The organism is Streptacidiphilus anmyonensis (assembly GCF_000787855.1).
In the GTDB taxonomy this organism is placed as follows: Bacteria; Actinomycetota; Actinomycetes; order Streptomycetales; family Streptomycetaceae; genus Streptacidiphilus; species Streptacidiphilus anmyonensis.
The window spans coordinates 21,372-38,490 of sequence record NZ_BBPQ01000038.1; the positions used below are offsets into that span (position 1 = coordinate 21,372).

Annotated in this window: 17 protein-coding genes; 9 read left to right on the top strand and 8 right to left on the bottom strand. The window is 72.6% G+C overall.

The window, feature by feature from the left end; genetic code table 11:
• Positions 1-85: 85 nt before the first annotated feature.
• Positions 86-1,051: an ABC transporter substrate-binding protein gene (locus TR50_RS26905; protein ID WP_042427340.1), complete on the bottom strand. Its 966-nt coding sequence runs from the start codon at positions 1,049-1,051 to the stop codon at positions 86-88.
• A 374-nt stretch (positions 1,052-1,425) separates the two neighbouring features.
• On the opposite strand from TR50_RS26905, the gene TR50_RS26910 reads away from it, so the two are divergent.
• From TR50_RS26910 to TR50_RS26925, 4 genes are read left to right on the top strand one after another with little or no spacing between them, the layout of a single operon-like run.
• Positions 1,426-3,810: a sensor histidine kinase gene (locus TR50_RS26910; protein ID WP_052441355.1), complete on the top strand. Its 2,385-nt coding sequence runs from the start codon at positions 1,426-1,428 to the stop codon at positions 3,808-3,810.
• Positions 3,807-4,247 (top strand): roadblock/LC7 domain-containing protein, encoded by a 441-nt coding sequence (locus TR50_RS26915; RefSeq protein ID WP_042378987.1) that lies wholly within the window; start codon positions 3,807-3,809, stop codon positions 4,245-4,247. Before TR50_RS26910 ends, TR50_RS26915 begins: the two co-directional genes overlap by 4 nt.
• 50 nt (positions 4,248-4,297) lie before the next feature.
• On the top strand, positions 4,298-4,813 hold the full coding sequence (locus tag TR50_RS26920; RefSeq protein WP_084701047.1) for a DUF742 domain-containing protein: 516 nt from the start codon (positions 4,298-4,300) through the stop codon (positions 4,811-4,813).
• Between the two features lie 43 nt (positions 4,814-4,856).
• Entirely contained in the window at positions 4,857-5,387 is a 531-nt protein-coding gene (locus TR50_RS26925) for a GTP-binding protein (RefSeq protein ID WP_084701033.1), read from the top strand.
• A gap of 54 nt (positions 5,388-5,441) precedes the next feature.
• On the opposite strand, the gene TR50_RS26930 is transcribed toward TR50_RS26925, so the two are convergent.
• Genes TR50_RS26930 through TR50_RS26940 form a run of 3 tightly spaced genes read right to left on the bottom strand, consistent with a single transcriptional unit; the run spans position 5,442 to position 7,869 of the window.
• Positions 5,442-6,110, bottom strand: a complete 669-nt coding sequence (locus TR50_RS26930; protein ID WP_042427349.1) for an ABC transporter permease — start codon at positions 6,108-6,110, stop codon at positions 5,442-5,444.
• Positions 6,107-6,763 (bottom strand): ABC transporter permease, encoded by a 657-nt coding sequence (locus tag TR50_RS26935; protein ID WP_042427353.1) that lies wholly within the window; start codon positions 6,761-6,763, stop codon positions 6,107-6,109. The genes TR50_RS26930 and TR50_RS26935 overlap by 4 nt, the downstream gene beginning before the upstream one ends.
• Positions 6,760-7,869, bottom strand: a complete 1,110-nt coding sequence (locus TR50_RS26940) for an ABC transporter ATP-binding protein (protein WP_169790440.1) — start codon at positions 7,867-7,869, stop codon at positions 6,760-6,762. Before TR50_RS26940 ends, TR50_RS26935 begins: the two co-directional genes overlap by 4 nt.
• Positions 7,870-8,198: 329 nt before the next feature.
• Between TR50_RS26940 and TR50_RS26945 the strand changes: the two genes are divergently transcribed.
• The 4 genes from TR50_RS26945 to crcB are packed head-to-tail and all read left to right on the top strand — an operon-like array spanning position 8,199 to position 11,123.
• Positions 8,199-9,896, top strand: coding sequence for an LCP family protein (locus tag TR50_RS26945; protein WP_084701049.1), 1,698 nt, complete (start codon positions 8,199-8,201; stop codon positions 9,894-9,896).
• Between the two features lie 44 nt (positions 9,897-9,940).
• Positions 9,941-10,426: a fluoride efflux transporter FluC gene (locus tag TR50_RS26950; RefSeq protein WP_042427355.1), complete on the top strand. Its 486-nt coding sequence runs from the start codon at positions 9,941-9,943 to the stop codon at positions 10,424-10,426.
• Positions 10,426-10,755, top strand: a complete 330-nt coding sequence (locus TR50_RS26955; RefSeq protein WP_042427357.1) for a DUF190 domain-containing protein — start codon at positions 10,426-10,428, stop codon at positions 10,753-10,755. Before TR50_RS26950 ends, TR50_RS26955 begins: the two co-directional genes overlap by 1 nt.
• On the top strand, positions 10,755-11,123 hold the full coding sequence (gene crcB / locus TR50_RS26960; RefSeq protein WP_042427360.1) for a fluoride efflux transporter CrcB: 369 nt from the start codon (positions 10,755-10,757) through the stop codon (positions 11,121-11,123). Before TR50_RS26955 ends, crcB begins: the two co-directional genes overlap by 1 nt.
• Positions 11,124-11,159: 36 nt before the next feature.
• On the opposite strand, the gene TR50_RS26965 is transcribed toward crcB, so the two are convergent.
• Positions 11,160-11,792: a DedA family protein gene (locus TR50_RS26965; RefSeq protein ID WP_439654247.1), complete on the bottom strand. Its 633-nt coding sequence runs from the start codon at positions 11,790-11,792 to the stop codon at positions 11,160-11,162.
• A 378-nt stretch (positions 11,793-12,170) separates the two neighbouring features.
• Positions 12,171-13,940 (bottom strand): arginine--tRNA ligase, encoded by a 1,770-nt coding sequence (gene argS, locus TR50_RS26970; protein WP_042427363.1) that lies wholly within the window; start codon positions 13,938-13,940, stop codon positions 12,171-12,173.
• Positions 13,941-14,315: 375 nt separating this feature from the next.
• Between argS and TR50_RS26975 the strand changes: the two genes are divergently transcribed.
• Positions 14,316-14,639 carry a cupin domain-containing protein gene (locus TR50_RS26975; protein ID WP_042427365.1) on the top strand — a complete coding sequence of 108 codons (324 nt, stop codon included), beginning with the start codon at positions 14,316-14,318 and terminating at the stop codon, positions 14,637-14,639.
• On the opposite strand, the gene TR50_RS26980 is transcribed toward TR50_RS26975, so the two are convergent.
• Both TR50_RS26980 and TR50_RS47050 read right to left on the bottom strand, forming a co-directional pair.
• A complete protein-coding gene (locus TR50_RS26980; RefSeq protein ID WP_236654605.1) occupies positions 14,640-16,703 on the bottom strand; it encodes a S9 family peptidase in 2,064 nt (687 codons plus the stop codon).
• Between the two features lie 208 nt (positions 16,704-16,911).
• Positions 16,912-17,119 (bottom strand): hypothetical protein (locus TR50_RS47050; RefSeq protein WP_042427371.1); only part of this gene is annotated, 208 nt, incomplete at its 5' end.

Here is a 17,119-nt window from a genome sequence, read left to right on the forward strand (position 1 = left end):
AAGCACCAGGCCTTGGCCTGGAGGAAACGAGAGGGGCGCGGCACCGTCGCACGGTGCCGCGCCCCTCTCACGAAGGGTCAGCCGGTCAGGAGAGCCCGTTGGCCTTGAGCCAGGCGTCCGCGACCGCGCCCGGGTCCGCGCCCTGCGCGCCCACCTGGGCGTCCAACTGCATCAGCCCGGCCGTGGTCAGCTTGGACGAGACGTCGTTGAGGACGCTGACGGCGCCGGCCGGCAGCGACTTGTTCGCCAGCGGCACCACGTTCTGGAAGCCGAACAGGCCCTTGTCGTCGACCAGGGTCACCCAGCCGTTCTTCTGGATCAGGGAGTCGGTGGTGAAGATGTCGGCGATCTGGACGTTGCCGTTCTGGAGCGCCGTCTCGGTCAGCGTGCCGCCGGCGTCCAGCGCCTTGTAGCTCTTGAAGGTCAGACCGTAGGCGTCCTTCAGGCCGACCAGACCCTGCTCGCGGGTCTGGAACTCCGGGGAGGCGCCGATGACCAGCGAGCCGGCGACCTTGCTCAGCGAGCTGACGGTGGACGTCGGGGTCAGGTTCAGCTGCTTGGCCGTCGCCGCGTTGACCGTCAGCGAGTCCTTGTCCTCGGCCGCGGAGGGGTTGAGCAGTTGCAGCGTCGAGTTCAGCTTCGCGGCGGTCTTCGCGTCGGTGTCGGCGGTGCTGGTCCCGACGGCCTTCGGGTCGAGATAGCTGAGCAGCGCGCCGTTGTACTCCGGCATCAGGGTGACCGCGCCGTTCTTCATCAGCCCGTAGGAGATCTCCCGGCTGCCGATGTTCGGGTGGTACTTGACCTTGAAGCCCTTGGCGGCGAGCGCGTGGCCGTACAGGTCGGCCAGGATCGTGCTCTCGGAGAAGTTGTTGCTGCCGACGGTGATGACGCCTCCCTGGGCGTTCGCCGAGGGCGCCAGCGGGTTTCCGGCGGTGGAGCCGCTGGACGAGCCGCAGGCGGAGAGCGCGACGGCAGCCGCGGCGGCCACCACGACGGCGGCCGCGCGGGTACGGGTGGAGCGGGAGGCGAGGAAGAAGGTCACGGTTCCCATCCGGCTTCTGCTGTGATCGCTTGGCTCGGTCATCGTGGTCGTCGTGCGTGGTCGTCGGGCTCGGTCGTCGTACGGCTGTTCAGGCATGGTTCACCCGAGGCTACAGATGATCAAATCCGCTGTGTCGCAGACGAGTCAACGGATATTTGGTCACGATCCACCACTTCGGACCGAACGTATGGTGTACCGCCCCGCCTGGAAATCGGAAGTCCGACGGCCACGCTGTCGCGCAATATTCACAGTCGCCTCTGACAAACGGACCGCTCAACCGGTAGTCTCGCCGCGGTCACGGGTTCGGGGGGCGGGCTCAGGTTCGACCCGCCGCCGGATTCACCGTCAACACGCAGGAATCACAGGGACATTAGGAGATCCTCTTGTCCTCCCTGGACACCTTGGCCGACCGGCTCGGAAGACCCCTCGCCCGGCTGCCGTTCCGGCGCAAGCTCAACACGCTGATCGCCGCCCCGCTCGTCGTGATCACCCTGCTCGGCGCCGTGGCCATGACGGGTCAGGTCAGCCAGGCCCAGTCCGCGGCGGTCGAGGCCGGCCTGCTCGGCAACAGCGCGACCGTCGCCCGGCTCGTCGACGACATCCAGCAGGAGCAGGCGCAGGCGATCCTCTACTACGAGAGCTACTGGATCGCCCCCGGAGGCGGCGGCAAGAACCCGGCCGAGCGGACCGCCTACCTGGCCGCGCAACACGCCACGGACGCCCAGGCCGCCGCCATGCGGCGGGCCTTCGGCGACGCGATGCCGGCGGAGCTGGACACCGCGCTGCAGCGACTGGGGCCGTACGGCCTCGGCCTGGCCCGCGAGGCGGTCGCCTCCGGCCTCCTGCCGACCGAGAACATCGACGCCGCCTACGGCGACGTCTCCGAGGACCTGATCGACGGCCTCGGCCTCACCGCACAGCAGCACAACCAGAGCACCACCCGCCTCGCCGACCAGCTCGACGTGCTGCTCCGGGCCGACTCGGCCCACGCGGAGTTCGAGACGTCCGTGGTCTCGGCGCTCACCAGGGACTCCGACGCCACCGTGCAGTTCGGCATGGCGGAGAGCAGCTTCCAGCTCTACAAGGCCCAGCAGGCCCGCTTCGCCGCGGTCGCACCGGCGGACCGCTCCAGCGCCCTCTACGAGATCGACTTCGGCCCCGACGAGCTCCAGCTCGAGTCGACCCTCAGCGACCTGGCGCAGACGATCTCGGGCGTCGTCCACCCCACCCAGGCCCAGCTCCGCGCGGCGGGCAAGGCGGCGCAGGCGCTGGAGCCGGCGGCGGTCCGCGAGTCCAGGCTGCGGTCCTCCGTCATCAACCGGCTGATCCCGCAGATCGCCGCCGAGGCCCGGCAGGACTCGACCCGTTCCTGGTGGCGCGCCAGCCTGCTGCTGGTCCTGGCCGTCGTCCTGTTCCTCGGCTGGGTGCTGCTGCTGACGCTGATCCGCCGCTCGATCGTCGGCCCGCTGCAGCAGGTGACCGAGGCGGCGCGGCGCGTCTCCGAGCTCTCCGCGCAGGAGTTGGCGCGCGTCGCCGACGAAGACACCCCCGCCGCCGACGGCCCGCCGCAGCTGGAGGACCTGCCGGTCCTCGCGGACGACGAGATCGGCGCGCTGGCCATGGCGTTCAACCAGGTGCAGGCCACCGCCGGCGCGCTGCTGGAGCGACAGGCGCAGAGCCGCCGCAACATCGCGGAGATGTTCGGCAACATCGGCCGCCGCGTCGCCAACCTGACCGGACGGCAGCTCGCGCTGATCGACGGGGTCGAGCGCGGCGAGACCGACCCCGACCTGCTCGACCAGCTCTACCGGATCGACCACATCGCGGTGCGCCTCCAGCGCAACGCCGACTCGCTGATGCTGCTGGCGGGTCTGCGCGACACCGAACTTGACGGCCGACCTGCTGAGTTGAGCCACGTCGTGCGTGCCGCCCTGGGCCAGATCGAGGGCTTCGAGCGGGTCCGACTGCTCGCCGAGGTCGACGCGACGGTGTCGCCGGACCTCGTCAACGACCTCGTGCTGGTGCTCGCCGAGCTGCTGGAGAACGCGGTCTCCTTCTCCCCCGCGCACAGCGAGGTCGCCGTCACCCTGCGGGAACGCCACGGGCAGGCGGTGCTGGAGATCGTCGACCACGGCCTGGGCATGAGCGCGGAGCGGCTCGTCGAGGAGAACGCCCGGCTGGTCCGTCGCGAACGCCTGGACCTGGCCCCTACCAGGGTGCTCGGCCTCTTCGTCGTCGGCGTGCTCGCCCGGCGCTGGGATCTTCGGGTCACCCTGTCGCGCACCCCCGGCGGCGGTGTGACCTGCGACGTCGCCCTGCCCGCCGACCTGGTCGCCCCGGGCGCGACGCTCGCCGGGCTCACCTGGTCCGCCGTCACCGTGCCTGCGCTCGCGCCCGCGGCGGCGCCCACGGCCAGGGTCAAGGCCACGGCCACGGCCACGGCCACGACGGCCCTCCCCGTGCGCGCGAAGGCGGCGGTTCCGGCGCCGGAGGCGACCCCGGCCCTCGCGGACGCGAGCTCCCAGCCGTCGGGAGGGTTGCGGCGGCGCGTCCGCGGGGCGACCCTGCGCGAAGGCAACAGCGGCGCCGTCCACTTCGCGGCGCGGCCCGCGGATCCGGACGAAGTGCGCTCCGCCCTGGAGGAGTTCGAAGCCGCGGTCAGTCGCGCCGAGCGCGACAGCAGTCCCGGTTCCACCAGCACGACCAGCACGACCAGCTCCACCAGCACCACCAGCACCCCCGAGAGAACGGAAGGAGTGGGACAGTGACGACCGATCCCACCGTGCAGGACCTGCAAGGCGCCGCGGCGGACTTCACCTGGCTGCTGGGCCGCTTCGCCGGCGAGACCGCCGGCGTCGTCGACGCCATCGCCGTCTCCTCCGACGGCCTGCTCATCGCCGTCTCCCGGCTGCGCGACCACGCCGACTCCGAGCGGCTGGCGGCGATCGTCTCCGGCATCACCAGCCTGGCGGCGGGGGCCTCGGGCAACTACGGCCTGGGCGGGCTGAACAAGGTCATCATCGATCTGGAGGGCGGCCACCTGCTGGTCTCCTCGATCGGCAACGGCTGCGTACTCGGTGTGGTGGCCTCCAAGGAGGCCAAGCTGGGCAACATCGCCTACGAGATGACGCTGTTCGCCAACCGCGCCGGTGCGGCGCTGAGCCCGCAGCTGATCATGGAGTTGAAGAACGGCGTGGGCGCGTGAGCGGCTCCGACGACGTCTCCGGAAGACGCGCCGAGGCGGTCGTGCGCGCGCTGCGGCCGTACGTCGCCCCGCCGGAGGAGGACGAGCCCCCGGCCGGGGTCGCGTCCCCGGCCGCACCCGCGCCCGCGTCCGCACCCGGGCCGGGTCCCGGGTCCGGTCCCGCAGCGGGCCCCGTCGGCGAACCGGTCCGGCGCAGCCTCTCGGTCCGGCCGTTCCTCGTCACCGCGGGGCGGGTGAGCGACACGGACCGGCTGCCGCTGGAGACCCAGGTCATCACCACGACGGCGGGTCTCGACGCCCTGCCCGCCCTCACCTTCGAACAGCACGACATCGTCGCGGCCTGCCGCGAACCGCTGTCGCTCGCGGAACTCGCGGCCCGGCTGCACCTGCACCTCAACGTGGTGCGGGTCCTCGCCGGTGATCTGCGCTCCGCCGGACACCTGACCGTCCACGCTCCCCAGGCCGACGCCGCCCACGACCTCTCCGTCCTGCGACGGGTGATCGACGGGCTCCGCGCCGTCCCCGACTCGCGAGGTCTCACGCGTGACAACAACCGCCCTGCCTAACCCCTCCGCGTCCGGTGCGGGCCGCCCGCCGCTGCCGGTCAAGATGGTCATCGCGGGCGGCTTCGGCGTGGGCAAGACCACGACCGTCGCCTCCATCTCCGAGATCGAACCGCTGACCACGGAGGCGGCCATCACGGAGGTCGCCGCGGGCGTCGACGACCTGACGCACACTCCGCACAAGACCACCACCACCGTGGCGATGGACTTCGGCGTCATCACGCTCGACCCGACCCTGAAGCTGTACCTGTTCGGCACGCCCGGCCAGGACCGCTTCGGGTTCATGTGGGACGACCTGGTCGCCGGCGCGCTCGGCGGCCTGGTGATCGTCGACACCCGCCGCCTGGACGACTGCTTCGCGGCGGTCGACTACTTCGAGAACAAGGGACTGCCGTTCGCCGTCGGCATCAACGTCTTCGACGGCAACCTCGACCACGACCTCGACGAGGTCCGCTGGGCGCTCGACATCCCGGACTCGGTGCCGCTGGTCATGTTCGACGCGCGGGAGCGCGGCAGTGTCCGCGACGCGTTGCTGGTCGTGCTCGAACTGGCCCTCCAGCGCGCCGAGGAGGAGTAGAGCGGGAAGGAGTGGAGGAGGAGCAGCCGCGGCACGCCGGGGGCGCGGCCGGCCTCACCTGCTCCTGCGCACGCCCGGCGACACCAGCACCCTGCCCAGCAGCCAGAAGAACCCCAGCGTGGCCAGCGCGAGCGCCGCGACCAGCACGGCGCCGCCGACGACCTTCGCGTAGTCCACCTGGCTGAGGCCGTCGACGATGTAACGGCCGAGGCCGCCGAAGGAGACGTAGGCGGCGATCGTGGCGGTGGAGACGATCTGGATGGCGCCCGAGCGGATCCCGCTCAGGATCAGGGGCAGTGCCACCGGCAGCTCCACCTGCCCGAGGACGCGCCACCACGGCAGGCCCATCCCGCGCGCGGCGTCGACCAGGGACGGGTCGACGCCGCGCATCGCCTCGTACGTGGTGACCAGGATCGGCGGGACCGCGAGGGCGACCAGGGGGACCATCACGGGGGTCAGGCCGAGGCCCATCAGGATGGTGAGCAGGACCAGCAGGCCGAAGGAGGGCAGTGCGCGGGCCGCGGTGGCCAGCACGGCCAGGGCGTTGCCGCCGCGCCCGGTGTGACCGGTGACCAGGCCGACGGGCAACGCGATCACCAGGGCGATCAGCAGCGCCAGCGCGCTGTACTGGACGTGCTCCAGCAGGCGCGTGGGAATGCCGTCCGCGCCGGACCAGCGGCCCGGGGCGTCGAAGAACTGCTGGGCGAAGCCGAAGATGTTCACTTGGCCGTGGCCTTCCTCGCCCAGGGCGTCAGCAGCCGCCGGGCCAGCACGAGCAGGGCGTCCAGCAGCACGCCGATGACGGCGATGGAGATCACCGCGTCCCAGGCCAGCAGCGGGCGGTGGTAGTTGAGGGCGTCGGAGAGCAGGTTGCCGAGCGCGCCCTCGTTGCCGATCAGCATGCCGACGCTGACCAGGCTGACGCTGGAGACGGTGGCGACGCGCAGGCCCGCGAAGACGGCGGGGACGGCGATCGGGAGCTCCACCTGGACGTAGCGGCGCAGCGTGCCGAAGCCCATGGCCTCCGCAGCCGCGCGGGTCTCCGCGGAGACCGAGCGCATGCCGTCGACGATGGCCGGCACGAGCACGACCAGGGTGTAGAGGGTCAGCGGGATCTCGACGGTGAGGTCGCTCTCGCCGAACCAGTCGATCAGGAAGACGAAGAGGGCCAGCGAGGGAACCGCGTAGAAGACGGTGGCGACGCCCAGCACCGGCGGGTAGATCCAGCCGAAGCGACGGCAGAGCAGGGCGATCGGCAGCGCGATCACGAGCCCGCACAGGACCGGGACGAGCGTCAGCTGGAGCTGCCAGCTGACCAGGCCCCACCAGGTGTTCTGCAGGTCGCTCGGGACCTCGAAGAATCCTCCGTGGCTCACCGCAGCACGCCCGCCGTGTGAGCGCTGCGGATCGCGGCGGCGACGGCCTCCTGGGCGGCGACCCCGACGGCGCGGCCCTGCTCGTCGACGGCGACGGCCCAACCCGTGGGCGACAGCACCGCGGCGTCGAGCGCCGCCCGCAGCGAGTCGCGGCCGACGGTGAACGCGTGGCCGTAGGGCAGCAGTTCGCCGTCGCCGCCGGTGGCGCGGTCCAGCGCGTCGGCCCAGCCGCGCGGGCGGCCCTCGGCGTCGGTGACCAGCACGTAGGGGATCTCCGGCAGGGTGGCGGCGCGGACCTGCTCGGCCGTGGCGTCCTCGGTGACGATCGGCTCGGCGGTCAGCTCCAGCCCCTCGGTGCCGAAGAAGGAGAGGTGGCGGATGCCGCGGTCGACGCCGAGGAAGTCCTCGACGAACGCGTCGGCGGGCGCGGAGAGCAGTCGCGCGGGCGGCGCGTACTGGGCCAGGCGCCCGCCCTCGCGCAGCACGGCGACCATGTCGCCGAGCTTGATCGCCTCGTCGATGTCGTGGGTGACGAAGACGACGGTCTTGCCCAGGTCGGCCTGGATGCGCAGCAGTTCGTCCTGGAGGCCCTTGCGCACGATCGGGTCGACGGCGGAGAAGGGCTCGTCCATCAGCAACACCGGCGGGTCGGCGGCCAGGGCGCGGGCGACGCCGACGCGCTGCTGCTGGCCGCCGGAGAGCTGGTAGGGGTAGCGCCCGGCGAACGAGGCGTCGAGGCCGACGCGTTCCATCAGCTCCCGCGCCCGTTCGCGCGCCCGGTGCTTGTCCCAGCCGAGCAGGCGCGGGACGGTGGCGATGTTGTCGATCACGGTCCGGTGCGGGAAGAGCCCGGCGTGCTGGATGACGTAACCCATGGACCGCCGCAGCGCGTTGACGGGGGCTTCGCGCACGTCCGCGCCGTCCAGCAGGATCCGGCCCTCGGTGGGCTCGACCATGCGGTTGATCATCCGCAGGGTGGTGGTCTTGCCGCAGCCGGAAAGGCCCACCAGGACCGTGATCGAGCCGTCGGGGATCTCGAGAGTGAGCCGGTCGACCGCGGTGGTCCCGTCGGGATACCGCTTGGTCACGGCGTCGATCACTATCACGGTGCGCAGCGCCCTTCTGTGACAACGACCACCCATCTTCGTGGGGTGTCAGCAGGAGCGTCAATGCACGCAGAGGAAGTGCACAGGACCTCTACGTACACGTGCGGCACGTGTTTGCACTGGCCAGGGGTGTGAGAGGCAGCCCCCGCACAGTGATCAGGTATGGATGTGACCCCCGTCGTTCCATTTGTGATCAGAGCTGTGGCAGAGTCGCCCCCTATACCCATCAAAACGGGAGTCGAACCCGCCTCCCAGGGATCGCCCAGCCGGGATTGCTACAGTGCCCGCCCCGTCAGGGTGAACCGAAGCTCGCCGCAGAGGATGTGACCGTGACCGCAAACCGCGCCGCAGGCCAGGGCCGACGCCGGGCAGGCTCCTCGACAGCCGACGGCGCCGGGGCCCCGGACGGCACCGGCGGCTCGCACGGTTCACACGGCTCGCACGGCTCGCGCGGCTCCACCGCCGTCGGCGGTCGCGCGGCGGCACGACGCGGCCGGAGGAAATCCGGCGGCACCAAGCACAAGGGCCTCAAGATCGCCGGTGCGATCGTGCTCTCCCTCGCGGTGATCGGCGCCGCCGGCACCTACTACGTCGTGCACTCGCTGGACAGCAACATCACCTCGTCCGACCTCTGCTCCGGCTCCACCTGCAACACCAAGGAGAAGGTCGACGCCTTCGGGCGCAGCCCGATCAACATCCTGCTGATCGGCTCCGACGCGCGCGACAACCAGGCGGACTGCAACCTCGGCGGCGACTGCGGCAGCCCCGGCGCCCGCGCCGACGTCGAGATGGTGCTGCACGTCTCCGCCGACCGCTCCAACGCGACGGTGATGAGCATCCCGCGCGACCTCGAAGCCACCATCCCCAAGTGCGACTCGGTCAAGGGCTCGCCGACCCAGCCCGCCCACACCGACATGATCAACGCGGCGCTGAACTGGGGCCCCGGCTGCAGCGTCGCGGCGGTCCAGCAGCTGACCGGGATCCACATCGACCACTTCATGACGGTCGACTTCAGCGGCGTGGTCGCCATGTCGGACGCCGTGGGCGGCGTGAACATCTGCGTGGACAAGAACGTCTACGACCCGTACTCGCACCTGAAGCTGTCCGCCGGCACGCACACCCTCAAGGGCGTCTCGGCTCTGGAGTTCGTCCGGACCCGCCACGGCTTCGGCGACGGCGGCGACCTCGGCCGCACCTACGCGCAGCACCTGTTCATCTCGAACATGGTCAAGAAGATGAAGAGCGCCGGGACGCTGACCGACATCCCCGCGATGTACAGCCTCGCCCAGGCCGCGACCAAGGCACTGACCGTCGACACCAGCCTGAACAGCGTCTTCAAACTCGCCGGTCTCGGCGAGGAGCTGAGCGGCATCTCGATGAACAACATCACCTTCCTGACCATGCAGACGCTGCCCGACCCGGCGAACAACGCCCGTCTGATCACCGGCCCCGGCGCGCAGTCGCTCTTCGACTCGATAGCCAACGACCAGTCGCTCACCGAGATCAAGAGCAAGAGCGGGGCCTCCCCCTCCGCGACCGCGAGCCCGGTCAACAAGGCGGACGTGGCGGTGAAGGTCGAGAACGGCACCGGCGTCACCGGCCGGGCCAGCGCGCTGAGCCAGAAGCTGATCGGTGACGGCTTCAGCCAGAACACCGTCGCCCTCAGCGGCCCCTCCGCGGCCACCACGACCCTCACCTATCCGGCCGGCAAGTCCGCCGAGGCGCAAGCCGTCGCCAAGGACCTGGGCCTCAAGTCCACGGCGGTCAAGCAGAGCAGCGTCAGCAGCTCGATCGTGCTGCTGATCGGGGCCGACTGGACCTCCGGCACCACCTTCCCCGGCGGCAGCGCGGTGCCGGCGCCCGCCAACACCAAGGCGGCGCTGACCGACTCGCACGCCCAGACCGCCAACGAGTCCAGCTGCGCTCAGGTCAGCACCTTCGACACCGTCTCCCTGCCGGGATACGGCGGCATGACCCCGACCCGCGCCTACGCCCTGAGCCCGAAGGTCGCGAACTCGGCGCCCTGACCCGCACGGATACGCTTGTCGCGTGAGCAGGGACGAGGAGTGACGTGAGCGGGGACGGGCGAGGCGGCTCCAAGGCCGCGCGGTGGGATCTCGACGTCGTGGCGGTCATCGCGGTCGGCGGCGGGATCGGCAGCATCGCCCGTTACGGCCTGGCCCGCGCGATCCCGACGCCCGCGGGCGGCTTCCCGTGGGCGACGCTGATCACCAACGTGGTCGGCTGCGCCGTACTGGGCGGGCTCATGTACCTGGTCCTGGAGGTCTGGCCGCCCTCGCGCTACCGCCGCCCCTTCCTCGGCGTCGGCGTCTGCGGCGGCTTCACCACGTTCTCCACGGCGATGGTGGAGACCCGCGGGCTGCTCGGCGGCGGTCATCTCGGCACGGCCGGGCTGTACCTGCTGGCGAGCGTCGTGCTCGGGCTCCTCGCCGTGTTCGGCGGCGCGGCCCTGGCCCGCACCCTGCCGCGCGGCCGGCGCCGCGCCGTGGCGGTCGCGGAACCGGAGCCCGTGCCGAGTTCGGAGGGACAGCGCTGATGACGTCGGAACCCGGTGTCCGGCTCCGGATGACCGTCTACGTGCGGGAGAGCGCGCGGTGGCACCACCGTCCGGTCTACTCCGAGATCGTCCACCGCGCCCACGTGGCCGGCCTCGCGGGCGCGGGCGTCTTCCGCGGCATCGAGGGCTACGGCCGTCACGGCCGCGTCCACACCACACGCCTGCTGGACCTCGCCGAGGACCTGCCGATCGCGGTCGTGGTGGTCGACGAGGAGGCCCGGGTGCGGGCCTTCGTCCCCGAGGTGCGCGAGGTGCTCGGCGAGGGCAACGGCCTGATCACCCTGGACCGCGTGGAGGTCGTGACCTGATGGCGGTCCTGCTGGTCTTCGTGGGCGGCATGCTGGGCGCCCCGCTGCGCTACCTCACCGACCGCGCCGTGCAGTCGCGGCACGACAGCCTCTACCCGTGGGGCACCTTCACGGTCAATGTCGTCGGATCCTTCATCCTGGGCCTGATCGCCGCAGGGGTGGCCCGGCAGGGCTGGCCGACCGACGTGTCCCTGTTCGTCGGCACGGGCGTCTGCGGCGGCCTGACGACCTTCTCGACCTTCGGCTACGAGACGGTGCGGCTGCTCAACAGCGGCGCGATGCGCTTCGCCGCCCTCAACGTGCTCGGTTCGCTCGCGGCCGGCCTCGCCGCCGCGGCCGCCGGCTGGGCGCTGGTCGCCGCGCTGTAGCGGCCTTCGTCAGGCCGTCCAGGTCGGCGTGGGCCGTCAGCGCCTGCGGCGGCGCTCGATCAGCACCGGCAGGAACGACAGGACCACCACCAGGGCCACCAGCGGCAGCAGGTAGTTGTCCACGCCCGGGACCGCCGCGCCGAGCCAGTATCCGAGCAGGACCAGCGACTGCGACCAGACGACGCCACCCGCGACCTGCCACACCGTGAACGTCCGCGTCGGGACCTGCAGGACGCCGGCGACCGGGCCGAGAACCGTGCGGACCAGCGGGATGAACCGCCCGATGAAGATCGCTTTGCGCTGCCCGTACCTGGCCAGCAGCTCCTCGCCCTGGGCCACCGTGGTCTTCAGGCGCGCGCTCCTGGAGCGCGCGAGCATGGCCCCGCCGCCGCGGCGGCCGATGAGGAAGCCGAGCTGACTGCCCAGGCACGTGCCCACCGCCGCCCCGAGGAGCACCTGCCACAGCGCCAGGCTCGTGCCCCCGTGGGCGGCGGGCGCCGCGCACAGGACGCCGGCGGGGAACAGCAAGGTGTCCCCGGGCAGGAAGAAGCCGACGATCAGCAGGCCTGATTCGGCGAAGGTCACGACCAGCACGGCGAGCGCGCCGAACGCGGACAGCAGCGAGGACCCGTTCATCGGGTTCACCGCTGCGAGCAGGTGGGTCAACACATCTGCACCGTAGCCTGCACAGGTATGAGGTTCATCAGCCCATGGTCGTGATCGGCCCTAGGCCCGGATGAGGGAAAAGTCATCCTCACGGAGTAGGCGGCCGATGTTATCCACAGAAGCGGGGGCGGAAGGCCCGGACCCTGTGGATAACTCTCCGGCCGCCCGAGCCCCCCGGCCGCCCCGCGGCAAGCCGGGACGCTCTGACGGCGCACTGACAGGATCCTCATAGGCTTGCCCAACTTGCCTTGTCAGCAACGTTACTGACACATCGACATATCTGCTTGACGGCATGCGGTGCAGCGTGCCGCTATCGCCCAGCGAGCCGAATCTCCTTTCCTGCCAAGAGGGATGGCGTTATCCCCAGGCGCCTGCGGATCGCTACAACCGGGGTGGTGCCTCGATCCCCAGCAGGCCCATCCCGAGCTCCAGCGTCCGCGCGCTGAGCGCGCACAGCAGCAGCCGGTTCCGCCGCACCGCCTCGTCCTCGGCCTTCAGCACCGGGCAGCGCTCCCAGAACGCCGAGAACGCCGTGGCCAGCGCGTGCAGGTAGGCGCAGAGCCGGTGCGGCTCACAGGTCTCCGCCACTGCGGCCACCGCGGCGCCGAACTCGTCCAGCAGCAGCCCGAGCGCCCGCTCGGCGGGCTGCAACGGCACTCCGGGCGCCGCCGCGGCCCGCTCACCCGTCTCGCCGGCCTCGCCGGCCTTCCGCAGCACCGACCGCATCCGGGCGTGGGCGTACTGGAGGTAGGTGGCCGTGTCCCCCGTGAGCGACAGCATCCGGTCCGGGTCGAAGACGTAGTCCTTGATCCGGTTGTTGGACAGGTCCGCGTACCTGAGCGCCCCCATGCCGACCTGCCGCGCCCGGGTCGCCAGCTCCTCCGTGCTCAGTCCGGGGTTCTTGGCCGCGACGATCTCCGCCGCCTTCGCCGTCGCCTGATCGAGCAGTTCCTGCAACGCGACGGTGTCACCCGACCGGGTCCGGAACGGCCGCCCGTCCGGTCCGAGCACCATGCCGAAGGGGAGATGCCGCGCGGTGACCCCCTCCGGCAGCCAGCCCGCCCGCCGCGCCGCCGCGAAGACCTGCGCGAAGTGCCGCGCCTGCCGCGCGTCCACCAGATACAGCAGCCGCCGCGCCCCCAGCCCGCCGACCCGCTCCCGGATCGCCGCCAGGTCCGTGGCCGCGTAGCCGTAGCCGCCGTCGCCCTTCCGCACGATGAGCGGCGCGCCGCCGTCCTGCCCGTCTTCCGCGGCGGCGTCGGGGAAGACGCAGAGCGCCCCCTCCGACTCAACGGCGATGCCCGCCGCCTCCAGGTCCGCGCAGACCTGCGGCAGCAACGGGTTGTAGTGGCTCTCCCCGACCGCGTCGGACTCCTTGAGCAGGATCCCCAGCTGGGCGTAGATCTCCTGGAAGTGCCGCTGCGAGACCTCCACCAGCTCCCGCCACGCCGCCAGCGTCCACTCGTCGCCCGCCTGGAGCGCGACGACCCGGAGCCGCGCCCGCTCGGCGAAGTCCGACTCGGCGTCGAACCGCGCCCGCGCCCGCCGGTAGGCCGCACCGAGCGCGTCGATGTCCTGCGGGGTGCCGCCCTCCTCGAAGAGCTGCTCGATGAGCATGCCGAAGGACGTGCCCCAGTCCCCGACGTGGTTCCGCCGGATCACCGTCTCCCCGGTGAACGCGAGGACCCGGGCCAGGGCGTCGCCGATCACGGTCGACCGCAGATGGCCGACGTGCATCTCCTTGGCGACGTTGGGCGAGCTGTAGTCGACCACCGTCACCCCGGGCGTCTGCACCAGCGGCACCCCGAGCCGGGGATCGGCCGCCCGCGCGGCCAGGTTCTCCAGCAGCGCCCGGTCGGCGATGTCGATGTTGAGGAACCCCGGCCCCGAGACCGCGCAGTGCGCGACCGCGTCCAGCTCCCCGACCTGCGCGGCGACGTCGGCCGCGAGCGCGGCCGCGTTCGTCCCCCGCGCCCGGGCCAGCGGCAGCACGCCGTTGGCCTGGAAGTCCGCCCGCTCACTCCGCCGCAGCAGGGGCTCCGCCCCACCCAGCGCGGCCGCGACGCGTCGCTCCACCACGACCGCGAGCGACTCGACGGGCGTGTGGACGACGGCATGCGCGCACTCCGGCGCGGCTGCGGCGGTGGTCATGCACCATTCTCGCCCGACCGGGAGAACCCGGGCATGTGGTTTTCCGCGGCACGGTCCGGCGCTGGGGCCCGGAGCTGCCCGCCGGCGCGGGCCCGACAATCCGCCCGGGAGACCGCCTAGGAGGCCGGCCGGGAGACCGGCCGAGGGTCCGGGGCTCCTCGCACCGGGCGCGGGCGGCTCGCGCCCGGGAGACCGGCCGAACGTCCGGGGCCGTCCACGCGCCGGGTGCGGGCGGCCCCGGCGTGGACGCCCCCTGACGGGCCGGGCACAGGGGACCGCCAGGCATGGACGCCCGCTGACGGGCCGGGCGCGCAGCGCCCCCGGCGGAGCGCGGCTCGCCGTGCGGACCGCAGGCGGCGACCCCACACTGATCCCATGGACGAACTCACCCTCGTCGCCCGCGGCCAGCTCGAGCAGGCGCGGCAGTCGCCCAACGGGCGGGCCGCGCGCCTGCTGCTGCACCTGAACATGCTGCGCCAGTCCCTCATCGCGCTGACCCAGGGGTCCGTCATGGGTGAGCACGAGTCCCCGCACGCGGCCAGTGTGCTGGTGCTGGCCGGGAGCGTGCAGATCAGCACGGAGTCCGGCGGGATGGTCTCCCTCGCCGCCGGCGAGCTCGCCGAGGTGCCGCAGGAGCGGCACGACCTGATGGCCCTGAGCGACGCCGTCGTCCTGCTGACCACCATCACCGGCGTCTGATCACTCCCCCGTGCGGTCCTCTGCGCGATCCGCTCCGTCGTCCAGCCGCAGCGCCCGCCGCAGGAAGTCCAGCTGGTGCAGGATCAGGTTCTCGGCGACGGCCTCCTGCGTCACCCGGTGCCCCGCACCGCTCAGCGGCAGGACCTCGTGCGGCCGACCGGCCGCCAGCAGGGCCTGGGAGAGCCGCAGCGTGCTGACCGGGAAGACGTTGTCGTCGCCCAGGCCGTGCATCAGCAGCAGCGGGCGGCGCAGCTTCGGCGCGTCACGGAGGATGTCGCAGGCGGCGTAGGCCTCGGGTGAGCTCTCCGGGTGGCCGAGGAAGCGCTCGCGCCAGTGCGTGTCGTAGAGCGTCTGGTCGGTCACGCCCGCGCCGGCGACCGCCGCGTGGAAGACGTCAGGGCGGCGCAGCACCGCGACCTCGGCCAGCGAGCCGCTGTAGGACCAGCCGCGGATCGCGACCCGGTCCAGGTCCAGCCCGTACTCGGGGTGGCTCCGCGCGACGGCGTGCAGCGCGTCGATCTGGTCGCGCAGCGGGCCCGCGAAGACGTCGCCGTGCACCTCGCGCTCCCAGCGCGGCCCTCGGCCGGGCGTGCCCACGCCGTCGACGACCAGCACGACGAAGCCCTGCTCGGCGAACCACTGCGACAGGTGCGCCGCCCAGCCCCCGCCCGCGGTGACCCGCTGCATCGCCGGCCCGGCGTAGGGGTCGAGCAGGACCGGCAGCCGGGTGCCCGGCGTGTGCCACGACGGCAGGTGCACGGCCGTGCACAGGCGCCGCTCCCCGACGCGGTGCAGCATCCGGCGCAGCGGCACGACCGGCGTCTCGGAGAGGTCGGCGACATCGCCCGGTCGGACGAGCGTGCCGCCGCGCTGCACCCCGCTGTGGACGCCGGGCCCGTCGCTGAGCTGCTCCGGCTTGCCGCCCGGGACGCTCACGCGCCAGAGGTGGATCGAGAACGGGTCGCTGTCGGGAGTGGCGGTGAACAGGACCTCGTCGCCGTCGACGCCGAGCACCTCGCGCAGATTCAGGCCGGGCGGCGTCAGCGGCTCGCCGTCGGCGGCCAGGTGCCGGGTGTCGCCGAGGTCCCGATGTGTCAGCAGCGCGCCCGAGGCGGTGCGGACCGGAAGCCCCCACACCAGTTGCACCCATGCCTCGTCCCGCTGCTCGGCCAGCAGCTCGGTCGCACCGTCAGCCGGGTCGACGGCGAGGACGTGGACGGTCCGCTGGTCCCGGCTCTGCACGCAGGCGTACGGGCCGTGCTCGTCCCACCCGGCGCCGGTCAGGTACTCGAAGGCGGCGCGATCCCAGACCACCTCGGTCCAGCCGCCCCCGGCCTCCGGCCGGGGCTGCTCCGGGCTATGGCGCTCGGGGCCGTGGCGTTCCGGCCCGGGGCGCTCCGGGCGGGTCGCGTCCACGATCCCGAGCCGGACGTCCGCGTTGGCGGTGCCGACGGACGGGTACCGGACCGCGCGCGGCCGCACGGCCGGGTCGGCCGGGTCGGCGACGTACCAGACCGAGACCGGCTCCTCGTCGACCCGGGCCACGAGCAGCCGCTCGCCGTCCGGCGACCACCAGAAGCCCCGGTCCCGGAGCATCGACTCCCGGGCGACGTGCTCGGGGGCGCCGAAGAACACCTCCGGCCCGTCCTGGGGCCCCGGCTCGGCGACCGCGCGGTCCCCGCCCCCGCGCACGTCGCCCGCGTCTTCGGCAACTTCGGCCACGTCGACGACCCGCAGTGCGCGCCCGCTCAGGTAGGCGATGCGTCGGCCCGTCGGATCCGGCCGCGGATCGGCCACGGGCTCGGCCGCGCCTGCCACGGGCCGTACGACGTCCGGCGCGGACGGGCCGCCCGTCCCGAGGTCGGCGACCCACAGCCGCCCCGCCCGCACGAACGCGACACGGCGGCCGGTGGCGTCCGTCTCGTAGGCGGTGACGGGACTGTCGACTCCGTCCGCGACGACGCGTTCCTCCCCGGTGGCGAGCTCACGGGCCCACAGGCAGGTCCGCGGGTCCGCGCCGTGACGACCGCGCAGGAACAGCACGGTCGCGCCGTCGGCGGTCACGCTGAGACGGTCCGGCGCGCCGAGGGTGAGGCGCCGCGTCCGAGCGAGCTGCCGCGGCAACGACTCACGGACCGCCGAAGCGGCAGGCGCGGCCGACGACGGCGCGGACGGGGACGGGGAGGAGGACGGGGACGGGGACGGGGAGGCCATGCAGCGCAGCCTGACATAGCCTCACACGTTCGGGCCCGGCCTTTTCAGGCCCTCGCGGTCATCCGTTCGGGTCGCTCGCCGCGTCCGAATCCGCTGCTGCGGCCGCGGACTGCGCGGCGTCGACCTTCGCCTGCTCCTGCTGCAGCGTGCCGGTCGCCCCGGACGGCGCCGCGGCGGGCGCGGAGGCGGTGGAGGCCGCCCCAGCAGGCGCGGCGGCGCTGCCGCTCCCTCCGCCGCAGGCGCTGAGCGTGAGCAGCGCGGCCGCC

Bases quoted from the DNA above. Each gene is read 5' to 3' on its own strand.
- TR50_RS26975 (WP_042427365.1), top strand. From the start codon at position 14,316: ATGGACGAACTCACCCTCGTCGCCCGCGGCCAGCTCGAGCAGGCGCGG.
- TR50_RS26955 (WP_042427357.1), top strand. From the start codon at position 10,426: ATGACGTCGGAACCCGGTGTCCGGCTCCGGATGACCGTCTACGTGCGG.
- TR50_RS26905 (WP_042427340.1), bottom strand. From the start codon at position 1,051: ATGGGAACCGTGACCTTCTTCCTCGCCTCCCGCTCCACCCGTACCCGC.
- TR50_RS26925 (WP_084701033.1), top strand. From the start codon at position 4,857: ATGGTCATCGCGGGCGGCTTCGGCGTGGGCAAGACCACGACCGTCGCC.
- crcB (WP_042427360.1), top strand. From the start codon at position 10,755: ATGGCGGTCCTGCTGGTCTTCGTGGGCGGCATGCTGGGCGCCCCGCTG.
- argS (WP_042427363.1), bottom strand. From the start codon at position 13,940: ATGACCACCGCCGCAGCCGCGCCGGAGTGCGCGCATGCCGTCGTCCAC.